The 15,568-nt window shown below is 66.9% G+C and carries 13 protein-coding genes; 6 read left to right on the top strand and 7 right to left on the bottom strand.

What is annotated here, in order from left to right; translation table 11 throughout:
* Nucleotides 1–61 precede the first annotated feature (61 nt).
* From WHX56_RS03435 to WHX56_RS03410, 6 genes are all read right to left on the bottom strand, one after another.
* A complete protein-coding gene (locus WHX56_RS03435) occupies nt 62–856 on the bottom strand; it encodes a DUF3800 domain-containing protein (RefSeq protein WP_129240424.1) in 795 nt (264 codons plus the stop codon).
* A gap of 313 nt (nt 857–1,169) precedes the next feature.
* Complete coding sequence (locus tag WHX56_RS03430) at nt 1,170–2,033, bottom strand: proteasome-type protease (RefSeq protein WP_287755618.1); 864 nt, start codon at nt 2,031–2,033, stop codon at nt 1,170–1,172.
* A gap of 55 nt (nt 2,034–2,088) precedes the next feature.
* On the bottom strand, nt 2,089–2,892 hold the full coding sequence (locus WHX56_RS03425; protein WP_129240422.1) for a transglutaminase family protein: 804 nt from the start codon (nt 2,890–2,892) through the stop codon (nt 2,089–2,091).
* A gap of 13 nt (nt 2,893–2,905) precedes the next feature.
* Nucleotides 2,906–3,874, bottom strand: coding sequence for an alpha-E domain-containing protein (locus WHX56_RS03420; RefSeq protein WP_287755619.1), 969 nt, complete (start codon nt 3,872–3,874; stop codon nt 2,906–2,908).
* 2 nt (nt 3,875–3,876) lie between these two features.
* Nucleotides 3,877–5,310 carry a circularly permuted type 2 ATP-grasp protein gene (locus WHX56_RS03415; RefSeq protein ID WP_129240420.1) on the bottom strand — a complete coding sequence of 478 codons (1,434 nt, stop codon included), beginning with the start codon at nt 5,308–5,310 and terminating at the stop codon, nt 3,877–3,879.
* Nucleotides 5,311–5,698: 388 nt separating this feature from the next.
* Nucleotides 5,699–6,373 (bottom strand): 5-formyltetrahydrofolate cyclo-ligase, encoded by a 675-nt coding sequence (locus WHX56_RS03410; RefSeq protein WP_338880447.1) that lies wholly within the window; start codon nt 6,371–6,373, stop codon nt 5,699–5,701.
* 92 nt (nt 6,374–6,465) lie between these two features.
* On the opposite strand from WHX56_RS03410, the gene WHX56_RS03405 reads away from it, so the two are divergent.
* Both WHX56_RS03405 and WHX56_RS03400 read left to right on the top strand, forming a co-directional pair.
* Nucleotides 6,466–8,595 (top strand): lytic transglycosylase domain-containing protein, encoded by a 2,130-nt coding sequence (locus tag WHX56_RS03405; protein WP_287756313.1) that lies wholly within the window; start codon nt 6,466–6,468, stop codon nt 8,593–8,595.
* Complete coding sequence (locus tag WHX56_RS03400) at nt 8,592–9,695, top strand: CCA tRNA nucleotidyltransferase (protein WP_338880444.1); 1,104 nt, start codon at nt 8,592–8,594, stop codon at nt 9,693–9,695. Before WHX56_RS03405 ends, WHX56_RS03400 begins: the two co-directional genes overlap by 4 nt.
* 1 nt (nt 9,696) lies before the next feature.
* Here WHX56_RS03400 and WHX56_RS03395 read toward each other — a convergent pair whose 3' ends face one another.
* On the bottom strand, nt 9,697–10,884 hold the full coding sequence (locus WHX56_RS03395; protein ID WP_338880442.1) for a class I SAM-dependent methyltransferase: 1,188 nt from the start codon (nt 10,882–10,884) through the stop codon (nt 9,697–9,699).
* 214 nt (nt 10,885–11,098) lie between these two features.
* Between WHX56_RS03395 and WHX56_RS03390 the strand changes: the two genes are divergently transcribed.
* The 4 genes from WHX56_RS03390 to WHX56_RS03375 all read left to right on the top strand — a co-directional run bounded on the left by WHX56_RS03390 (nt 11,099) and on the right by WHX56_RS03375 (nt 15,516).
* Nucleotides 11,099–12,055, top strand: coding sequence for an acetaldehyde dehydrogenase (acetylating) (locus WHX56_RS03390; protein WP_338880439.1), 957 nt, complete (start codon nt 11,099–11,101; stop codon nt 12,053–12,055).
* Nucleotides 12,056–12,070: 15 nt separating this feature from the next.
* Nucleotides 12,071–13,090 carry a 4-hydroxy-2-oxovalerate aldolase gene (dmpG, locus tag WHX56_RS03385; RefSeq protein ID WP_088148037.1) on the top strand — a complete coding sequence of 340 codons (1,020 nt, stop codon included), beginning with the start codon at nt 12,071–12,073 and terminating at the stop codon, nt 13,088–13,090.
* Nucleotides 13,091–13,268: 178 nt separating this feature from the next.
* The gene (locus tag WHX56_RS03380) at nt 13,269–14,642 is read left to right on the top strand and encodes an MFS transporter (protein WP_129240413.1); all 1,374 of its coding nucleotides are present in this window, start codon (nt 13,269–13,271) and stop codon (nt 14,640–14,642) included.
* A gap of 82 nt (nt 14,643–14,724) precedes the next feature.
* Nucleotides 14,725–15,516 (top strand): IclR family transcriptional regulator, encoded by a 792-nt coding sequence (locus WHX56_RS03375; protein WP_287756318.1) that lies wholly within the window; start codon nt 14,725–14,727, stop codon nt 15,514–15,516.
* The last annotated feature ends 52 nt before the right edge of the window (nt 15,517–15,568 follow it).

The raw sequence follows: 15,568 nt of genomic DNA, 5'->3' as shown, positions 1-15,568 counted from the left end.
CGGGACAGGAATGAGAATTCGTCGTTCTGCAAGCCGGGTTTCGGTTGACGGAAAGGAGGGTTTATACGGAAGGCGGGGTGGCAGAAGGATCCGTGGAATGTTTCCGCCGCTCCAGTCCACTGCATGGGAGCGCTGCCGCCTGCAGGCGGTCGTAAAAATAGCGGTGAAATATCTCCCAATCCTGGTATTGGCTGGACGCTACCTGGTAGGCGCACAGTCGGCCGACCAAGCCGCAGATCCAATCAGCGCACTGAAGCGTCTGAAACAGATAGCTCTCGCCCTGAATCAGCGGCTCTATCAGCGTTCTGCATCTGTGGGCAGCATCTTCGAACATCGCCAGCGTGCAGGCCTCCACGTTCATCTCGCGCCAACCGCTGCCCGCCTGTTGTTCGTCGATCAAGAGCATGAAAGTCGCCTGCCGTGCCGAGAAAAACCGATCCGTGAGCCGAACAATACGCAGCAGATGATGCTTGAAAACCTCCGCTGGCCGATGCGATGCCGTGTCCGCTGATTTCCATTCGCCGCTATAGATCACATGCCCGCCGATCTGTTTGATCTGATTGAGCAATCGGCCCGTGGCGGTCCGTAGCTGTCGGTATTTCTCCACATTTCCGACGGTATAGAGTTGGGCGCCTTTCTTTTCCCACCGGTACGCAGGTTCAGCTTGTCGTTCCAGTTCGAACTTCAAGAGGCGGCATTTCAGCTTGTAGAAGTAGATTGCGAATTCGCGTACTGCTTCTACCGGCAAGACAAGCCCGCCAAATCCGAAGACTGGACTTGTTTTGTGCTTTCCATGATCACGGGAGACAAAAGGGCCGATGTGGCCGAACTCGTCCAGATACATGACGTAATGCATGGCGGAATCCTTCCCTACACGTGGCTTGCATGCGATCCGATGCAGTGTAGGGGGCGGGGGAAGGTGAATTTTCCCTGAGTGCATGGAAACGTCACGCCGCGCGCCACGCAGTGAATCCCGCCGGGAAAAAACACGAAGGCCCGCCGCGATGGATTGCGGCGGGCCTCGGAAGGTGGGCATATGGCATGCATATGCGTTGAAGAAACTTTAACGCGAAGCGAGCCTCGATGTAAGGGGCTAGGCGGCACCGAGACTCCGTATCAGACGGAATCCCTGCTCAGAACGGCGGGAATCCTGGTCTCAAAATCCGTCCCTAATTGGCCTGGTCCTTGCCCGGATCTTCGGCCAGCACCTGCGGCGAGGGGTAGCTCGCCCTGGGCTCGTCCACGGGCTCGGCGCGCAGCGGCTGGTGCACGCGGCTGGAGGGCACGAGCGAGACGGGATCCTCCGGGCTGGTCCACAGCGGGTCCGGGATTTCGGCGAACACCTGCCGCAGGCGTTCGCCCCAGGTGCCGCGGATCATGCGGAAGTATTCGTTGTGTTCGTCGATGCTGGCGAAATGCGTGACGCGCAGCGCATCCGCGTCGTAGACCAGCAGGTCCAGCGGCAGGCCCACCGAGATGTTCGAGCGCAGCGTGGAGTCCATGGAGATCAGCGCGCACTTCGCGGCTTCGTCCAGCGAGGTGTCGGGGCGCAGCACGCGGTCCAGGATGGGCTTGCCGTACTTGGCTTCGCCGATCTGGAAGTACGGGCATTCCTGCCCCGCCTCGATGAAATTGCCGGCCGAGTACACCTGGAACAGCCGGCAGCGCTCGGTGCCGATCTGGCCGCCGAAGATCAGGTTGACGTTGAAGTCCACGCCCTGTTCGTGCAGGACCGGGGCTTCGCGGTGAAAGACGTCGCGCACCGCCGCGCCGACGCGGTGCGCGGCCTCGAACATGTCGGGCGCGTTCCAGAGCGTGTCGCCGCTTTCACCGCGCTGGCGCGTCAGCGCGTTCAGCACGGCCTGGCTGACCGCCAGGTTGCCGGAAGTCATCAGCGCCATCACGCGCTCGCCGGGGCGCTCGAAGACGGTCATTTTGCGGAAGACGCTGATCTGGTCGACTCCGGCATTGGTGCGGGAATCGGCCAGGAAGACCAGGCCGGAATCAAGGCGGGCTGCTACGCAGTAGGTCATGATCGGAAATTGGAAAAACCACGCCGCATTGTATTGCGGCCCGGCCGCGCGAATGTTACTGCTGGGGGCTCGTCTGGACCTGCACGCTGACTTCCATGGATTCCTTGCCGCCGCCGCTGCGCACGCCGCGCACCGGCGAGGCCGAGTCGTAGTCCCGCGCCACCGCCAGCCGGCAATGGCAGTCCGAGGCGAACTGGCGGTTGGTGATGTCCACGCTGGTCCAGCCGACGCCGTCCAGCCAGACGTCGGCCCAGGCGTGGCTGGCCGCGTGCTCGGCCGTGGTGTAGAGATAGCCGCTGACATAGCGGGCGGGCACGCCCAGGCCGCGCACGCAGGCCAGGAACAGGTGGGCGTGGTCCTGGCAGACGCCGTGGCCCAGGGTCAGCACCTGCGCCGCGGCCGTGGTGACGTCGGTGGTGCCGGGTTCGTAGGCGACGCGGTCGCTGATGGCGGTGGCCAGGGCCAGGATGTCGTCCGGCGTATTCAGGCCGCCGGGCAGCGCCGCGCGCGCGAACGCCATGACGGTGTCGTCGGCCTGGGTCAGCGGCGTCTGCACGCAATAGGCGTGCACCGGCAGCCGGCTGTCTTCGCCGCCCAGCAGGCCGCGCGCCAGCGGCGCCACCACCACCTGTCCGGTCACGCGCAGTTCGATGTCGGTGTGCGGGTGGTTCAGCGTCAGCGTATGGGTGATGTTGCCATAGGCGTCCACCTGCTTTTCCAGCGCGCCGGGCGCCTCGATGTGCCAGCGCAGGACGCGCTGGTGTTCGTCGTCGCGCGGCGTCAGGCGCAGGGTCTGGATGCTGTAGGTGACAGGCGCCGTGTAGCGGTAGTGCGTGAGATGCGTGATGATCTGTTTCATTCCTGTCTCCGTGTCAGGACAGCGGCACCAGGAAGTCCTGGCTGATCCGGTTGCCCAGGTCGTTGATGCGGTCGAGGAAATGGTCCAGGTACTGGTGCAGTCCGCTGGCCAGGATGTCTTCGACTCGGCCGTATTGCAGTTCCGCACATAGCATGCCCGCGCGCCGTTCGGTCTCGGTCGAGCGCTGGTTGGAGACGCGCGCCAGATCGTCGGCCACCGCCCGCATCGTGGCCAGCAGCGAGCGCGGCATGTCGCCGTGCAGGATCAGCAGCTCGGCCACGCGGTCCGGGGTGATGACGTCGCGGTACACCTTGCGGTAGATCTCCAGTCCCGATACCGAGCTGAGCAGCGCCGACCAGCGGTAGAACTCGCTTTGCAGTGCCGCGGCGCCGGCGGGCTCGCTGCGGCCCTCCTGTCCGTTGCCCTCGCGTTCGTGAAACTTCACGTCCAGCATGCGCGCGGTGTTGTCGGCGCGTTCCAGGTGCATGCCGATGCGCAGGAAGTACAGGGCCTCGTCCTGCAGCATGGTGCCGGTGGTGACGCCGCGCGCCAGGTGCGAGCGGAACTTCACCCATTCGAAGAACTCGCCCGGGTTGCGCTCCAGCAGGCCGGTGTGCAGGTGCTTCAGCAATTCGAGCCAGGTGGTGTTGTAGGTTTCCCAGACCTCGGTGGTGAGGCTGCCGCGCACGGCGCGCGCGTTCTCGCGGGCGGCGCGCATGCAGGAAAAGATGGACGACGGATTCTCGGGATCCCGCACCATGTACTGAAGCACGTCGTGCGGCGAGATGGACGCGTACTTCTGCTGGTACAGGCCCTGCAGTTCGGAAATGCGCAGCACGCCCAGCCACGAGCCTTCGCGCGTCTGCGCGTCCTGCGGCAGCAGCGACATCTGCAGGTTCACGTCCAGCATGCGGGCGGTGTTCTCGGCGCGCTCGGTGTAGCGGCACATCCAGAACAGGTTGTCGGCGGTTCGGCTCAGCATGTTCAGTTCTCCTCCAGCACCCACGTGTCCTTGGTGCCGCCGCCCTGGCTGCTGTTGACCACCAGCGAACCCTCGGTCAGCGCCACGCGGCACAGGCCGCCCGGCACGGTCCGGATATCCTTGCCGCACAGCACATAGGGGCGCAGGTCCACGTGGCGGGGGGCCACGCCGGACTCGACGTAGGTCGGCACGGTGGACAGCGCCAGCGTGGGCTGCGCGATGTAGTTGGCGGGGTTGGCGCGCACGCGCTCGCGGAACGCGTCGACTTCCGCGCGGGAGGCGGACGGGCCCACGAGCATGCCGTAGCCGCCCGAGCCGTGGACCTCCTTCACCACCAGTTCGTGCATGTGGGCCAGCACGTGCGACAGCTCGTCCGGCCGGCCGCAGCGCCAGGTCGGCACGTTGGACAGCACCGGTTCCTCGCCGAGATAGAAGCGGATCATGTCCGGCACGTGCAGGTAGGTGGACTTGTCGTCCGCGATGCCGGTGCCGATGGCGTTGGCCAGCGTGACGCGGCCGGCGCGGTACACCGACAGCAGGCCGGGCACGCCCAGCGCGGAATCGGCGCGGAACGACAGCGGGTCCAGGAAGTCGTCGTCCAGCCGGCGGTAGATCACGTCCACCTTCCGCGGCCCTTGCGTGGTGCGCATGTAGACGGTGTTCTGCTCGACGAACAGGTCCTGGCCCTCGACCAGCTCCACGCCCATCTGCTGGGCCAGGAAGGCGTGTTCGAAGTAGGCCGAGTTGTACATGCCCGGGGTCAGCACCACCACGGTGGGATCGTCTCCGCCATGCGGGGCGACCTCGCGCAGGTTGTCCAGCAGCAGGTCGGGATAATGCGCCACCGGCTCCACCTTGATGCGGCCGAAGGCGTCCGGCATCAGCCGCATCGACATTTTGCGGTTCTCCAGCATGTAGGACACGCCGGAAGGCACGCGCAGGTTGTCTTCCAGCACATAGAATTCGCCCGCGCCGGCGCGCACGATGTCCACGCCGGCGATGTGGCAGTAGATGTCCTCGGCCACGTCCACGTCCTGCATCTCGGGGCGGTACTGGGCGTTGAGGAACACCTGTTCGGCGGGCACCACGCCGGCGCGCACGATGTCGTGCCCGTGGTAGATGTCGTGGATGAACATATTCAGCGCGCGCACGCGCTGCTTCAGGCCCGCCTCCAGGTGGCGCCATTCGTCGGCGGGAATGATCCGCGGGATCAGGTCGAAGGGAATCAGGCGCTCGGTGCCGGCGGCGTCGCCCGCGACCGAGAAAGTGATGCCGACGCGGCGGAAGCTCAGGTCCGCCTCCAGCCGGCGCACGGCCATGGCTTCCGCCGATTGCTCGCCGTGCCAGCGCTCGAAGGCCTGGTAGTGGGAGCGTATGCCGCCGGCGCTGTCGCGCATTTCGTCATAGGCGGCGGGACGGGATGTTCTGTCCTTCATGGCTCCTCCGGTACTGGTGCTTGCGGCCGGCTTTGCGCGCGGCCCTGATGAATTAAGCAACCCGCGTGCCAGCTTTGCCGGGGCGGGCGGGCCCCTTGGGAACAATATCCTCCCAAGGGCGTTGGAACGCCATCCCCATGGCGGTCGACGCGCGGGTGGATGGCGCAGGGGCCGGGCGCGGCGCGGACATGCCTGCGCTGCTGGGGGGCCGCGAAAGGGCGCGGCGAAGTGCGGAAATGGTGCGGATCCCGCCGGGCGTTGCCAAGGGAAGGCCGCGGGCGGGGCGTTGCGGGGTGGGGGTGCTGCGGGGCGCCTCGATCCGAGGCGAAGCCCTGTATGTTACAGCTTGCACCGTTTTGGTGCAAGCTGTCGGGGCGATACTGGTGCGTCAGTTCATCCGGTAGCTATGCAGCGTCGTGCCGCTTGCGCCGCCTTGTTCCAGCGGCGCCTGGGGGACCCAGCCGTCCTGGGTCAGCACCGCGTCCAGCCGGAAATCGTGCGCGGCGGGGGCATAGTCCGCGTCCAGTTCGCCGCAGCTCCAGGCGATGCCGATCGCGATGAACGAATGGCCGCGGTCGCGCAGGGCGGCCAGGCTGCGGTCGTAATAGCCGCCGCCGTAGCCCAGGCGGTCGCCCTGCTCGGTATAGCCCAGCGTGGGCACCAGCACCACGTCGGGAAGCAATTCCGGGCCATGGACCGGTTCCTGGATGCCGTAGGGGCCCGCGCGCAGCTCGGCGTCCGGCGTCCAGGGCAGGAAGGCCAGCGGCGCGTTGCGTTCGCGCATCACGGGCAGCGCCACCGCCACGCCGCCGTCGGTCCATTGCTGCAGCAGGGGACGCAGATCGGGCTCGTCCGCCATGGGCCAGAAGGCGGCCACGGTGGCGGGCGCCGGACGGCCGGCGCGGACGGCTTCGTCGCGCGCCACGTTCAGCCAGGTGAACAGCCGCGCGCGCATCAGCAGGCCGCCGCGGCTGCGCTGGTCTTCCGGCAGTTCGGCGCGCATTTTCCGCAATCGCATGCGTAGCTGGACTGCGGTATCCTCTGGAGTATTTTGCGTAGTCATGCGGTGGCTGTGATGGGGGTGGACGAAGATGGCGGATATGCGGATGGTCGGCAAGCGGGCTTGCTGCTGGGCCCGTGTATAAGGGACGGGGCATGACACAGACTCTGCAATCCGGACGGTATCAGAAAACCGCGCGTGCCGCCGCCCAGGCCGGGTCCGGCCTGCGCCGCTGGCTGCCGCTGGTGGCGCTCTTCACCGCGGCCTGTGCGCCGGTGGACGCGCAACAGCGCAGCGCGGCGCTCAACACGCAGCCCCAGCCCGCCGTCCAGGCCGCCCAGCCCGCCATCTCGGTGCCGCCGGCGGTGCTGGCGGGTCTGCCGCCCACCGCCGAAACGCCCGCGCTGGCCGCCGTGGTCGCGGCGCGCGAGGCCATGAACCGTAAGCAATGGTCCATCCTGGGCGCGCTGGTGCCGCAGGCCAAGCCGGACACGCTGGGCATGTACCCCGAATACTGGCTGCTGCGCTACCAGTTGTGGACCCCGCCCGCCACCGGCCGGCCCACCGCGGCGCTGCAACAGTTCATCGGCAGCAACGCCGACGCCTACCTGGCCGACCGCCTGCGCGGCGACTGGCTGCTGGCGGCCGCCCGCAGCGGAGACTTCGAAACCGTGCGCAAGCTGGCGCCGGTGAAGAACAGCAACGCCCAGATCGAATGCGCCATCCTGGACGCCAGGCACATGACCGGGCAGCGCGCCACGGCCGCGCAGGCCACGGCGGCGTTCGCGCCGGGGGGCGCCTGCTGGGCGCTGTACGACCAGCTCGTCGCCGACGGCGTACTGGGGTGGGAACAGTTGGAGCCCCAACTGCGCGACGCCATCGAAGCCAACAAGACGGCCGATGCGCGCAAGTTCGCGCAGTACATGTTCGAGCCCCGCGACCTGAAAACCTATGACCTTCTCATGAAGGATCCCATGAAGTGGCTGACGCGCCAGGACCGTCTGCCCGTGGGCCGCAACGAGAAAGAACTGGTGACCATCGCGCTTGCCCGCCTGGCGCGTTCCGACGTCAGCGTGGCCGATTCCTACCTGCGCCGCGAATGGGCCAAGTCCGCGGAATGGTCCAAGTCCATGGCCAAGTCGAACCTGGCCTGGGTGCGCGGGCAGTACGCGCTGGTGGCCGCGCTGAACCTGGACAGCCGCGCGGACGACTGGTACCGGGAAGCCGGGCACATCCGCATGACGGAATACAACGCCGGCTGGAAGGTGCGCGCCGCCTTGCGTCAGCCCAGGATCGACTGGAAGTGGGTCATCGATTCCATCGAGCAGATGCCCGCCGCGCAGCAGGCCGAACCGTCCTGGGTGTACTGGAAGGCGCGCGGGCAAGCCGCCCGCGGCAACAAGGAACAGGCCGCGGCCGCCTACGCCAGCATCGCCGACCGCTTCGACTTCTACGGCCAATTGGCCGCCGAGGAACTGGGCCGCCGCATCAACGTGCCGCCGCGTCCCGCGCCCGTCAGCGACCAGGAAATCGCCGAAGCCCGCGCCAATCCCGGCTTGCGCCGCGCGGTCCAGCTCTTCCGCCTGGGCTGGCGCGCCGAGGCCGTGCCCGAATGGAACTTCAGCCTGCGCGGCATGAGCGACCGCCAGCTCCTGGCCGCCGCCGAACTGGCCCGCGCCGAGAACATCTACGACCGCGTGGTCAACACGTCCGACCGCACCGAAAAGGAATTCGACTTCAGCCAGCGCTTCATCGCGCCCTTCGAAGGCCGCGTCACCGCCAAGGCCAACGCCATCGCGCTGGATCCGGCCTGGGTCTACGGCCTGATCCGCCAGGAATCCCGCTTCATCATGGACGCGCGTTCGCACGTGGGCGCCTCGGGCTTGATGCAGTTGATGCCGGCCACCGCCAAGTGGGTGGCGGGCAAGATCGGCATGAGCAACTTCACGCCCGACAGCGTCAACGACTTCGACACCAACACCGAGCTGGGCACCAACTACCTGAACATGGTGCTGCGAGACCTGAACGGTTCGCAGATGCTGGCCAGCGCGGGCTACAACGCCGGCCCGCGGCGTCCGCACAACTGGCGCTCGACCTTCTCGCATCCGGTGGAAGGCGCCATCTTCGCCGAGACCATCCCGTTCAACGAAACGCGCACCTACGTGAAGAACGTGATGTCCAATTCGGTGTATTACGCAGCCATGTTCAGCGGCCAGCCCCAGTCCCTGAAAGAGCGCCTGGGCAACGTCGTGCCGCTGGGCGCCGAAAGCACTTCGATCCCATGAGCCGGGATCCGGCCACGGAGGGCCTGCGGGTCTACATCGTGGGCGGTGCGGTGCGCGACGCGCTGCTCGGCCTGCCGCCCGGCGACCACGACTGGGTCGTCGTGGGCGCCACCCCGGAAGACATGGCGCGCCGCGGCTTCATCCCGGTGGGCGGCGATTTTCCCGTCTTCCTGCATCCCCGTAGCAAAGAGGAATACGCGCTGGCGCGCACCGAGCGCAAGTCGGGGCGGGGCTACAAGGGTTTCACGTTCTACACCGGGGCCGACGTCACGCTCGAAGAAGACCTGCGCCGCCGCGACCTGACCGTCAACGCCATCGCTCAGACGCCCGAGGGCGGCCTGGTCGATCCCCTGGGCGGCGAGGCCGACGTGCAGGCCCGGGTCTTGCGCCATGTGGGCGAAGCCTTCGAAGAGGATCCCGTGCGCATCCTGCGGCTGGGCCGCTTCGCGGCGCGCTTCGGCGACTTCACCGTCGCGCCCGAAACTCTGGAATTGTGCCGGCGCATGGTCGAGGCCGGCGAGGCCGACGCGCTGGTGGCCGAGCGGGTCTGGAAGGAACTGTCGCGCGGCCTGATGGCGGCCGCGCCTTCGCGCATGCTGGGCGTCATGCAGGCCTGCGGGGCGCTGGCGCGCGTGATGCCGGAACTGCAAGGCGTGGACGAGGTGGGCGCGGACGTGGATCGCGCGGCCGCCCAGGGCCTGTCCCTGCCGGGCCGCTACGCCTTGCTGTGCCGCTCGACGCCCGAGCGCGACGCGCTGGGCCGCCGGCTGCGCGTGCCCACCGAATGCAACGACTACGCACGTCTGCTGCCCGACGTGCTGGCCGGCCTGGACGCCTCGCAGCGCAACGCGGACGCCGTCGAGGCGCAACTGGCGCTGATGGAGCGCGCCGACGCCTTGCGCAAGCCCGAACGCTTTTTCGATCTGCTGGAGGCGGCGTCGGTGCTGCGGCCGGTGGACCGGGCGGCGTGGCGCTTGCGCGTGGCCGCGGTGCGCGGGGTGGACGCGGGGGCGATCGCGAAAGCCTGCGCCGGGGATCCGGTGCGCATCAAAGAGCGCGTGCGCGAAGCCCGGCTGGAACGCCTGCGGGCGGGTGCCTAGGCTATAGCTTGCCCAGCCGGTCGCCGCGCGCGAAGCCCGTCAGCGGCTCCGTCATGCCGCGCCCTACCGCCAGCACCTTGAACAGTTCTCCCATTTCCGCTTCGGACAGCAGCTTCTGCACGGGCGCGACCGTCTTCGCATAGTCTTGCGCGTCCGATGGATCCAGTTGCGCCAGCAGGTCCATCAGCCCGGCGTTCATCAGGAAGCGGGCCTGCGAGGTATAGCCCAGGACCTGCAGGCCGGCGTCCTGCGCGGCGTCCGCCATTGCCGTGAAATCGACGTGCGCGGTGATGTCCTGCAGGCCCGGCGCGGTGAACGGATCGCCGTGCGCGCGATGGCGCAGATGGCACATGAGCGTGCCGCCCGCGCGCTGCGGATGGTAGTACTCGCCGCGGGGAAAGCCATAGTCCACCAACAGCGCCGCGCCGCGTTCGAGCCAGCGGCCCATTGCGGCGACCCAGGCTTCGGCCTGCGGATTGATTTCGGAAACGTAGCCGGGCAGCGCCGGCATGCGGCCGGCCACGGCGGCCGCCAGCGCCGGCGCCGCCGGCCGGTCTTCCCAGATGAAGTCCCGGGCGGCGTCCAGCGCCACGCCGCGTTCCAGCACCGTGCCGTCCTCGCTCCAGCGGAAGATCGACACCGGCATCGCGTCCAGGACCTCGTTGGCCAGTACGCAGCCCGAGAAGGCATCGGGCAGCGCGTCCAGCCATTGCACGCGGCTGCCGAACGCGGCGAGCCTTTCCGCCTGGCGCGCGCACAGGTCGGCGGACACTTCCAGGATCAGGTAGCGGGTCTGCTCCAGCCCCAGCGCATCCAGTTCGCCCAGCACGCCCTCGGCCAGGGCGCCGGTGCCGGCGCCGAACTCCAGCACGGTGTCCGTCCGCGTCTGGCGCAGCACCTGGGCGGCCTGGCGGGCCAGCGTGCGCGCGAACAGCGGCGTCAGTTGGGGGGCCGTGACGAAGTCGCCCTCGGGGTTCTTGCCGCCGTCATCGGCCCGCGCCAGCTTGATGTTGCCCGCCGCGTAGTAGCCCAGGCCGGGCGCATACAGGGCCAGGGCCATCCAGCGGTCGAACGGCAGCCAGCCGCCGTTGGCCGCGATGGCATCGCGCAGGTGGGCGGCCATGGCGGCGCTGTGTTCCTGGGCGGCGGGGTCCAGAGGCGGGAGATTGGCGGGAGAGGGGCGTTGCATGGAGCGGCTATTTGAAGAATCGGGGAATTTTAGCCGGGCCGCGGATGCGCGCCGGGTTCCGGCGACGCGCGCGCACAGCCCAGCGCCCGCTGGCGCCGACCTTTCTACTCACTATATGAGATTGATACTTATATATTGATAATTTGAAAAAACCTCCCTACACTCGCTCCCACGTCGAAGCACAGAACGATGTCAGGAAAGAGGAAGGAGCCACGTGTCAAACGCTCAACGCAAACTCAAGGCCGCCATCATTGGCAGCGGCAACATCGGCACGGATCTGATGATCAAGATCCTGCGCCATGGGCAACACATCGAAATGGGGGCGATGGTCGGCATCGACCCGCAATCGGACGGCCTGGCCCGCGCGGCGCGCCTGGGCGTGGCCACCACGCACGAGGGCGTCGAAGGCCTGGCGCGGCTGCCGGTCTTCCAAGACATTGACTTTGTGTTCGATGCCACCAGCGCCGGCGCGCATGTGAAGAACGATGCATTCCTGCGCGTCCTCAAGCCCGGAATCCGCATGGTGGATCTCACACCTGCCGCGATCGGCCCGTATTGCATTCCCGTGGTCAATGGCGAGGCGCACCTGGACGCGCTGAACGTGAACATGGTGACGTGCGGCGGCCAGGCGACGATTCCGATGGTGGCGGCCGTGTCGCGCGTCGCCAAAGTGCACTATGGCGAAATCGTGGCGTCGATCTCCAGCAAGAGCGCGGGCCCCGGCACGCGCGCCAACATCGACGAGTTCACCGAGACCACGTCCCGGGCGATCGAAGCGGTGGGCGGCGCCACCAAGGGCAAGGCCATCATTGTGCTGAACCCGGCCGAGCCGCCGCTGATCATGCGCGACACCGTCTATACGCTGAGCGAACTGGCCGACGAAGACGCGATCGCCCGTTCGATCGAGGAGATGGCGGCCGCCGTGCAGGCCTACGTGCCCGGCTACCGCATGAAGCAGCGGGTGCAGTTCGACCGTATCGACACGCCGGTGCGCCTGCCTGGCGTGGGCGATGCGCTCACGGGGCTGAAGACCTCGATCTTCCTGGAAGTTGAAGGCGCGGCCCACTATCTGCCGGCCTATGCCGGCAACCTGGACATCATGACCAGCGCGGGTCTGCGCACCGCGGAACACATGGCCAAGCGCATGCTGGCAACCACCGTGGCTGTTTGAGAGCGGCAACACACCATGAATCAAGCCAAGAAAATCTACATTTCCGACGTGACGCTGCGCGATGGCAGCCACGCCATCCGTCATCAATACAGCGTTGAAAACGCCAAGCAGATCGCCCAGGCGCTCGATGACGCCAAAGTGGACTCCATCGAGGTCGCGCATGGCGACGGCCTGCAGGGATCGAGTTTCAACTACGGTTTTGGCGCGCACACCGACCTGGAGTGGATCGAGGCCGTGGCCAGCGTGGTCAAGCATGCCAGGATCGCGACGCTGCTGCTGCCCGGCATCGGCACCGTGCACGACCTGAAGAACGCCTATGACGCGGGCGTGCGCGTGGTGCGCGTGGCCACGCACTGCACCGAGGCCGATGTGTCCCGGCAGCATATCGAATATGCCCGCCATCTCGGCATGGAGGCCGTGGGCTTTCTGATGATGAGCCACATGACCGAACCGCAGGCGCTCGCGCGGCAGGCCAAGCTCATGGAGAGCTACGGCGCGACCTGCTGCTACGTGGTGGACTCCGGCGGCGCGCTGGGCATGCAGGACGTGCGGGACCGCTTTCGCGCGTTCAAGGACGTGCTCAAGCCTGAAACGCAGACCGGCATGCATGCCCACCACAACCTGAGCCTGGGGGTGGCCAACTCCATCGTCGCGGTGGAAGAGGGCTGCGACCGCGTGGACGCGAGTCTGGCCGGCATGGGCGCCGGCGCGGGCAACGCCCCGCTGGAGGCCTTCATCGCCGCCATCGACCGCATGGGTTGGAACCACGGCACCGATCTCTACAAGCTCATGGACGCGGCCGACGATATCGTGCGCCCGTTGCAGGACCGTCCGGTGCGGGTGGACCGCGAGACGCTGGCGCTGGGCTATGCGGGCGTGTACAGCTCGTTCTTGCGCCATGCCGAGGCGGCGGCGGCGAAGTATCGGTTGAAGACGGTGGACATCCTGGTCGAGCTGGGCAAGCGCCGCATGGTGGGCGGCCAGGAAGACATGATCGTCGACGTGGCGTTGGACATCCTCAAGCAGCGCGCCTGAGCCGCGGGGAGCCAAGCCCGCTGCCGGCCGCTCCCGCGTGGGCAGCCGGCAGGCTTGAGGCGGGCTGGGTCCGAGCCGGCGGTTTGCCGGCGCAAGTACAAAAAAAAGCACGGCATCCATTTCATGCGGGGAATTCCCCGCGGATGTCCGATCAAACACTCACGAGACAAACAAGACCATGAGCGCAACACAACTGGCCCCGACCGCGGGCAACAGGCCGGCGGGCAACAACGCCGCTTCGGCAACCGCCGCCATCAGCCCGGCCGACCGCCGGCGCGCGCTGTTTGGCAGCGCGGTGGGCAGCACCATCGAGTGGTATGACTATTTCCTCTACGGAACCATGTCGTCCATCGTCTTCGGCAGGCTGTTCTTTCCCTCGGACGACCCCGTGACCAGCCAGTTGCTGGCGCTCGCCTCGTTCGCGCTGGCGTTCCTGATACGTCCCATAGGCGGCATCGTCTTCGCGCACGTGGGCGACCGCGTCGGCCGCAAGAAGACGCTGGTGATAACGCTGTCCATCATGGGGATTTCCACGGTGCTGATCGGCCTTACGCCGACCTATGCGAGCATCGGCGTATGGTCGCCCATCCTGCTGACCCTGCTGCGCTTGTTGCAGGGGTTGGCGCTGGGCGGCGAATGGGGAGGCGGCGTATTGCTGGCGGTGGAATACTCGCCCGCCGAAAAGCGGGGCTTCTACGGCGCGGTGCCGCAAACCGGCGCGCTGTTCGGCCTGGCGCTGGGCAACTTCGTCACCTCGGGCCTGAGCGCGCTGTTTTCGGAAGAAGCCTTCCTGTCCTACGGCTGGCGCATTCCGTTCGTGCTGTCCATCGTGCTGGTGCTGATCGGCATGTGGATCCGCAACAAGGTGGAAGAGACGCCGTCCTTCCGCAAGGTGGCCGCAGAGGCGCGGGCGAATCCCAAGAGCGCCGAACACAAGCGGATGCCGCTGGTGGAAACGCTGACCCGGCATTGGCGCGCCGTGCTGATCGCCATTGGCGCCAAGTTCGTGGAGACCAGCACCTTCTTTCTCTTCGCCACGTTCACCATTTCGTATTTGGTGGGCCTGGGCTATGAGCGTGTCGCGGCGCTGAACGTGGTGCTGGTCGCCGCGCTGATCGCCGTGCCTGTCATGCTGTATTTTGGCGCGTTGTCCGACCGGATCGGCCGCAAGAAAGTCTTTGTGTGGGGCACGGTCGCGATCGTGGTCTATGCGCTGCCTTACTTCTGGCTGCTCAACCAGGGCTCGGCGCTGATTTCCACGGCGGCGGTGGTGGTGGGCTTTTCCATCATCTGGTCCACCTACGGTTCGGTCCTGGGCACCTTCTTCGCCGAGAGCTTCCCGCCGAATGTGCGCTACACCGGCATTTCGCTCGGCTACCAGGTGGGGGCCGCGCTGGTCGGCGGCCCGATGCCGCTCATCGCCACGGCCTTGCTGGCCCGGTATCATGGCAGCTATGTCCCGGTTGCGATCTTCATTGCCCTGTGCGCTTTGGTATCGCTGATCGCGATCAGCTTCACCAAGGATCGTACCGGACAACCGCTGGATGCGTGATGCAGCGAGTGCGTGAGGCATCGGCGCCGGCGGCGCCGATGGCTGTCCGATGCTTCACGATCCGTCACTCACTGCCCACGAAATGACCGAAAAGCCCGACACCAAGACCGCCAAGATAGCCAAACCGCTCGCCAGCCAGACCCTCTTTCGCGGACTCGACGTGGTGAGCGCGGTGGCCGAAGGCTGCCGCAGCGTGAAGGACATCTCGGACAGAACCGGCATTGCCTTCAGCACCACGCACCGGCTGGCTTCGGCGCTGGTGCAGATCCGCTACCTGCATTTCGAGCCCCGCAAGGGATATCGCCTGGGCAGCCGGCTGGTCGAGCTGGGCTTCCTGGCCTATCGCGAATCGGCCATCACCACGACGGCCCGCCCCTTGCTGGAGGAACTGGCCGCGCAGACGCAAGACACGGTGCATCTGGCCGCGCTGGATGAAGACGAAGGCATCATCTATCTCGACAAGATCGGCGGCAAACGCCCCATCGAAGTCAACACGCGCATAGGCGGGCGCAAGCCCGTGTGCTGCACCAGCGTGGGCAAGGCGTTGATTCTCGACCAGGGGCGCGCCGCCTGGACGAAGCGCTACGAACAAGAGGCGGCAAAAGGGCTTGCCGGACCGCTGTCGCTGGAGCAGTGGCTGGAAGCCATGGCGACCTATGCCGCGAAGGGATACACCTTTGACCTGGGCGAAAACGTCGACGGGATTCGTTGCGTCGGCACGCCTGTGCGCGATGCCAGCGGAGAGATCGTCGCGTCTATCAGCGTGACGAGCACGGACGCCTATACCGACGAAGCCCGCATGCACGAGATCATTCCGCTCGTGCAGAACGTCGCCCGCAAGATCAGCATGCTGCTGGGCGCCAGAAGCACGTAGCCCGAGATCCGCGCCAGGCGGATTGCCGGCGGAGAATGCAAAACACCCCAGG

The organism is Achromobacter veterisilvae, assembly GCF_037619525.1.
Lineage (GTDB): Bacteria > Pseudomonadota > Gammaproteobacteria > Burkholderiales > Burkholderiaceae_B > Achromobacter > Achromobacter veterisilvae.
The sequence above is the reverse complement of the archived record's forward strand: the minus strand, read 5'-3'. Positions and strand labels throughout refer to the sequence as shown.

What these genes read in the sequence shown, in the direction of transcription:
- WHX56_RS03420 (WP_287755619.1), bottom strand. Translation starts at nt 3,874, where the DNA reads ATGCTGAGCCGAACCGCCGACAACCTGTTCTGGATGTGCCGCTACACC.
- WHX56_RS03410 (WP_338880447.1), bottom strand. Translation starts at nt 6,373, where the DNA reads ATGACTACGCAAAATACTCCAGAGGATACCGCAGTCCAGCTACGCATG.
- WHX56_RS03415 (WP_129240420.1), bottom strand. Translation starts at nt 5,310, where the DNA reads ATGAAGGACAGAACATCCCGTCCCGCCGCCTATGACGAAATGCGCGAC.
- WHX56_RS03395 (WP_338880442.1), bottom strand. Translation starts at nt 10,884, where the DNA reads ATGCAACGCCCCTCTCCCGCCAATCTCCCGCCTCTGGACCCCGCCGCC.
- WHX56_RS03435 (WP_129240424.1), bottom strand. Translation starts at nt 856, where the DNA reads ATGCATTACGTCATGTATCTGGACGAGTTCGGCCACATCGGCCCTTTT.
- WHX56_RS03400 (WP_338880444.1), top strand. Translation starts at nt 8,592, where the DNA reads ATGAGCCGGGATCCGGCCACGGAGGGCCTGCGGGTCTACATCGTGGGC.
- WHX56_RS03380 (WP_129240413.1), top strand. Translation starts at nt 13,269, where the DNA reads ATGAGCGCAACACAACTGGCCCCGACCGCGGGCAACAGGCCGGCGGGC.
- WHX56_RS03405 (WP_287756313.1), top strand. Translation starts at nt 6,466, where the DNA reads ATGACACAGACTCTGCAATCCGGACGGTATCAGAAAACCGCGCGTGCC.
- WHX56_RS03425 (WP_129240422.1), bottom strand. Translation starts at nt 2,892, where the DNA reads ATGAAACAGATCATCACGCATCTCACGCACTACCGCTACACGGCGCCT.
- WHX56_RS03375 (WP_287756318.1), top strand. Translation starts at nt 14,725, where the DNA reads ATGACCGAAAAGCCCGACACCAAGACCGCCAAGATAGCCAAACCGCTC.
- dmpG (WP_088148037.1), top strand. Translation starts at nt 12,071, where the DNA reads ATGAATCAAGCCAAGAAAATCTACATTTCCGACGTGACGCTGCGCGAT.
- WHX56_RS03430 (WP_287755618.1), bottom strand. Translation starts at nt 2,033, where the DNA reads ATGACCTACTGCGTAGCAGCCCGCCTTGATTCCGGCCTGGTCTTCCTG.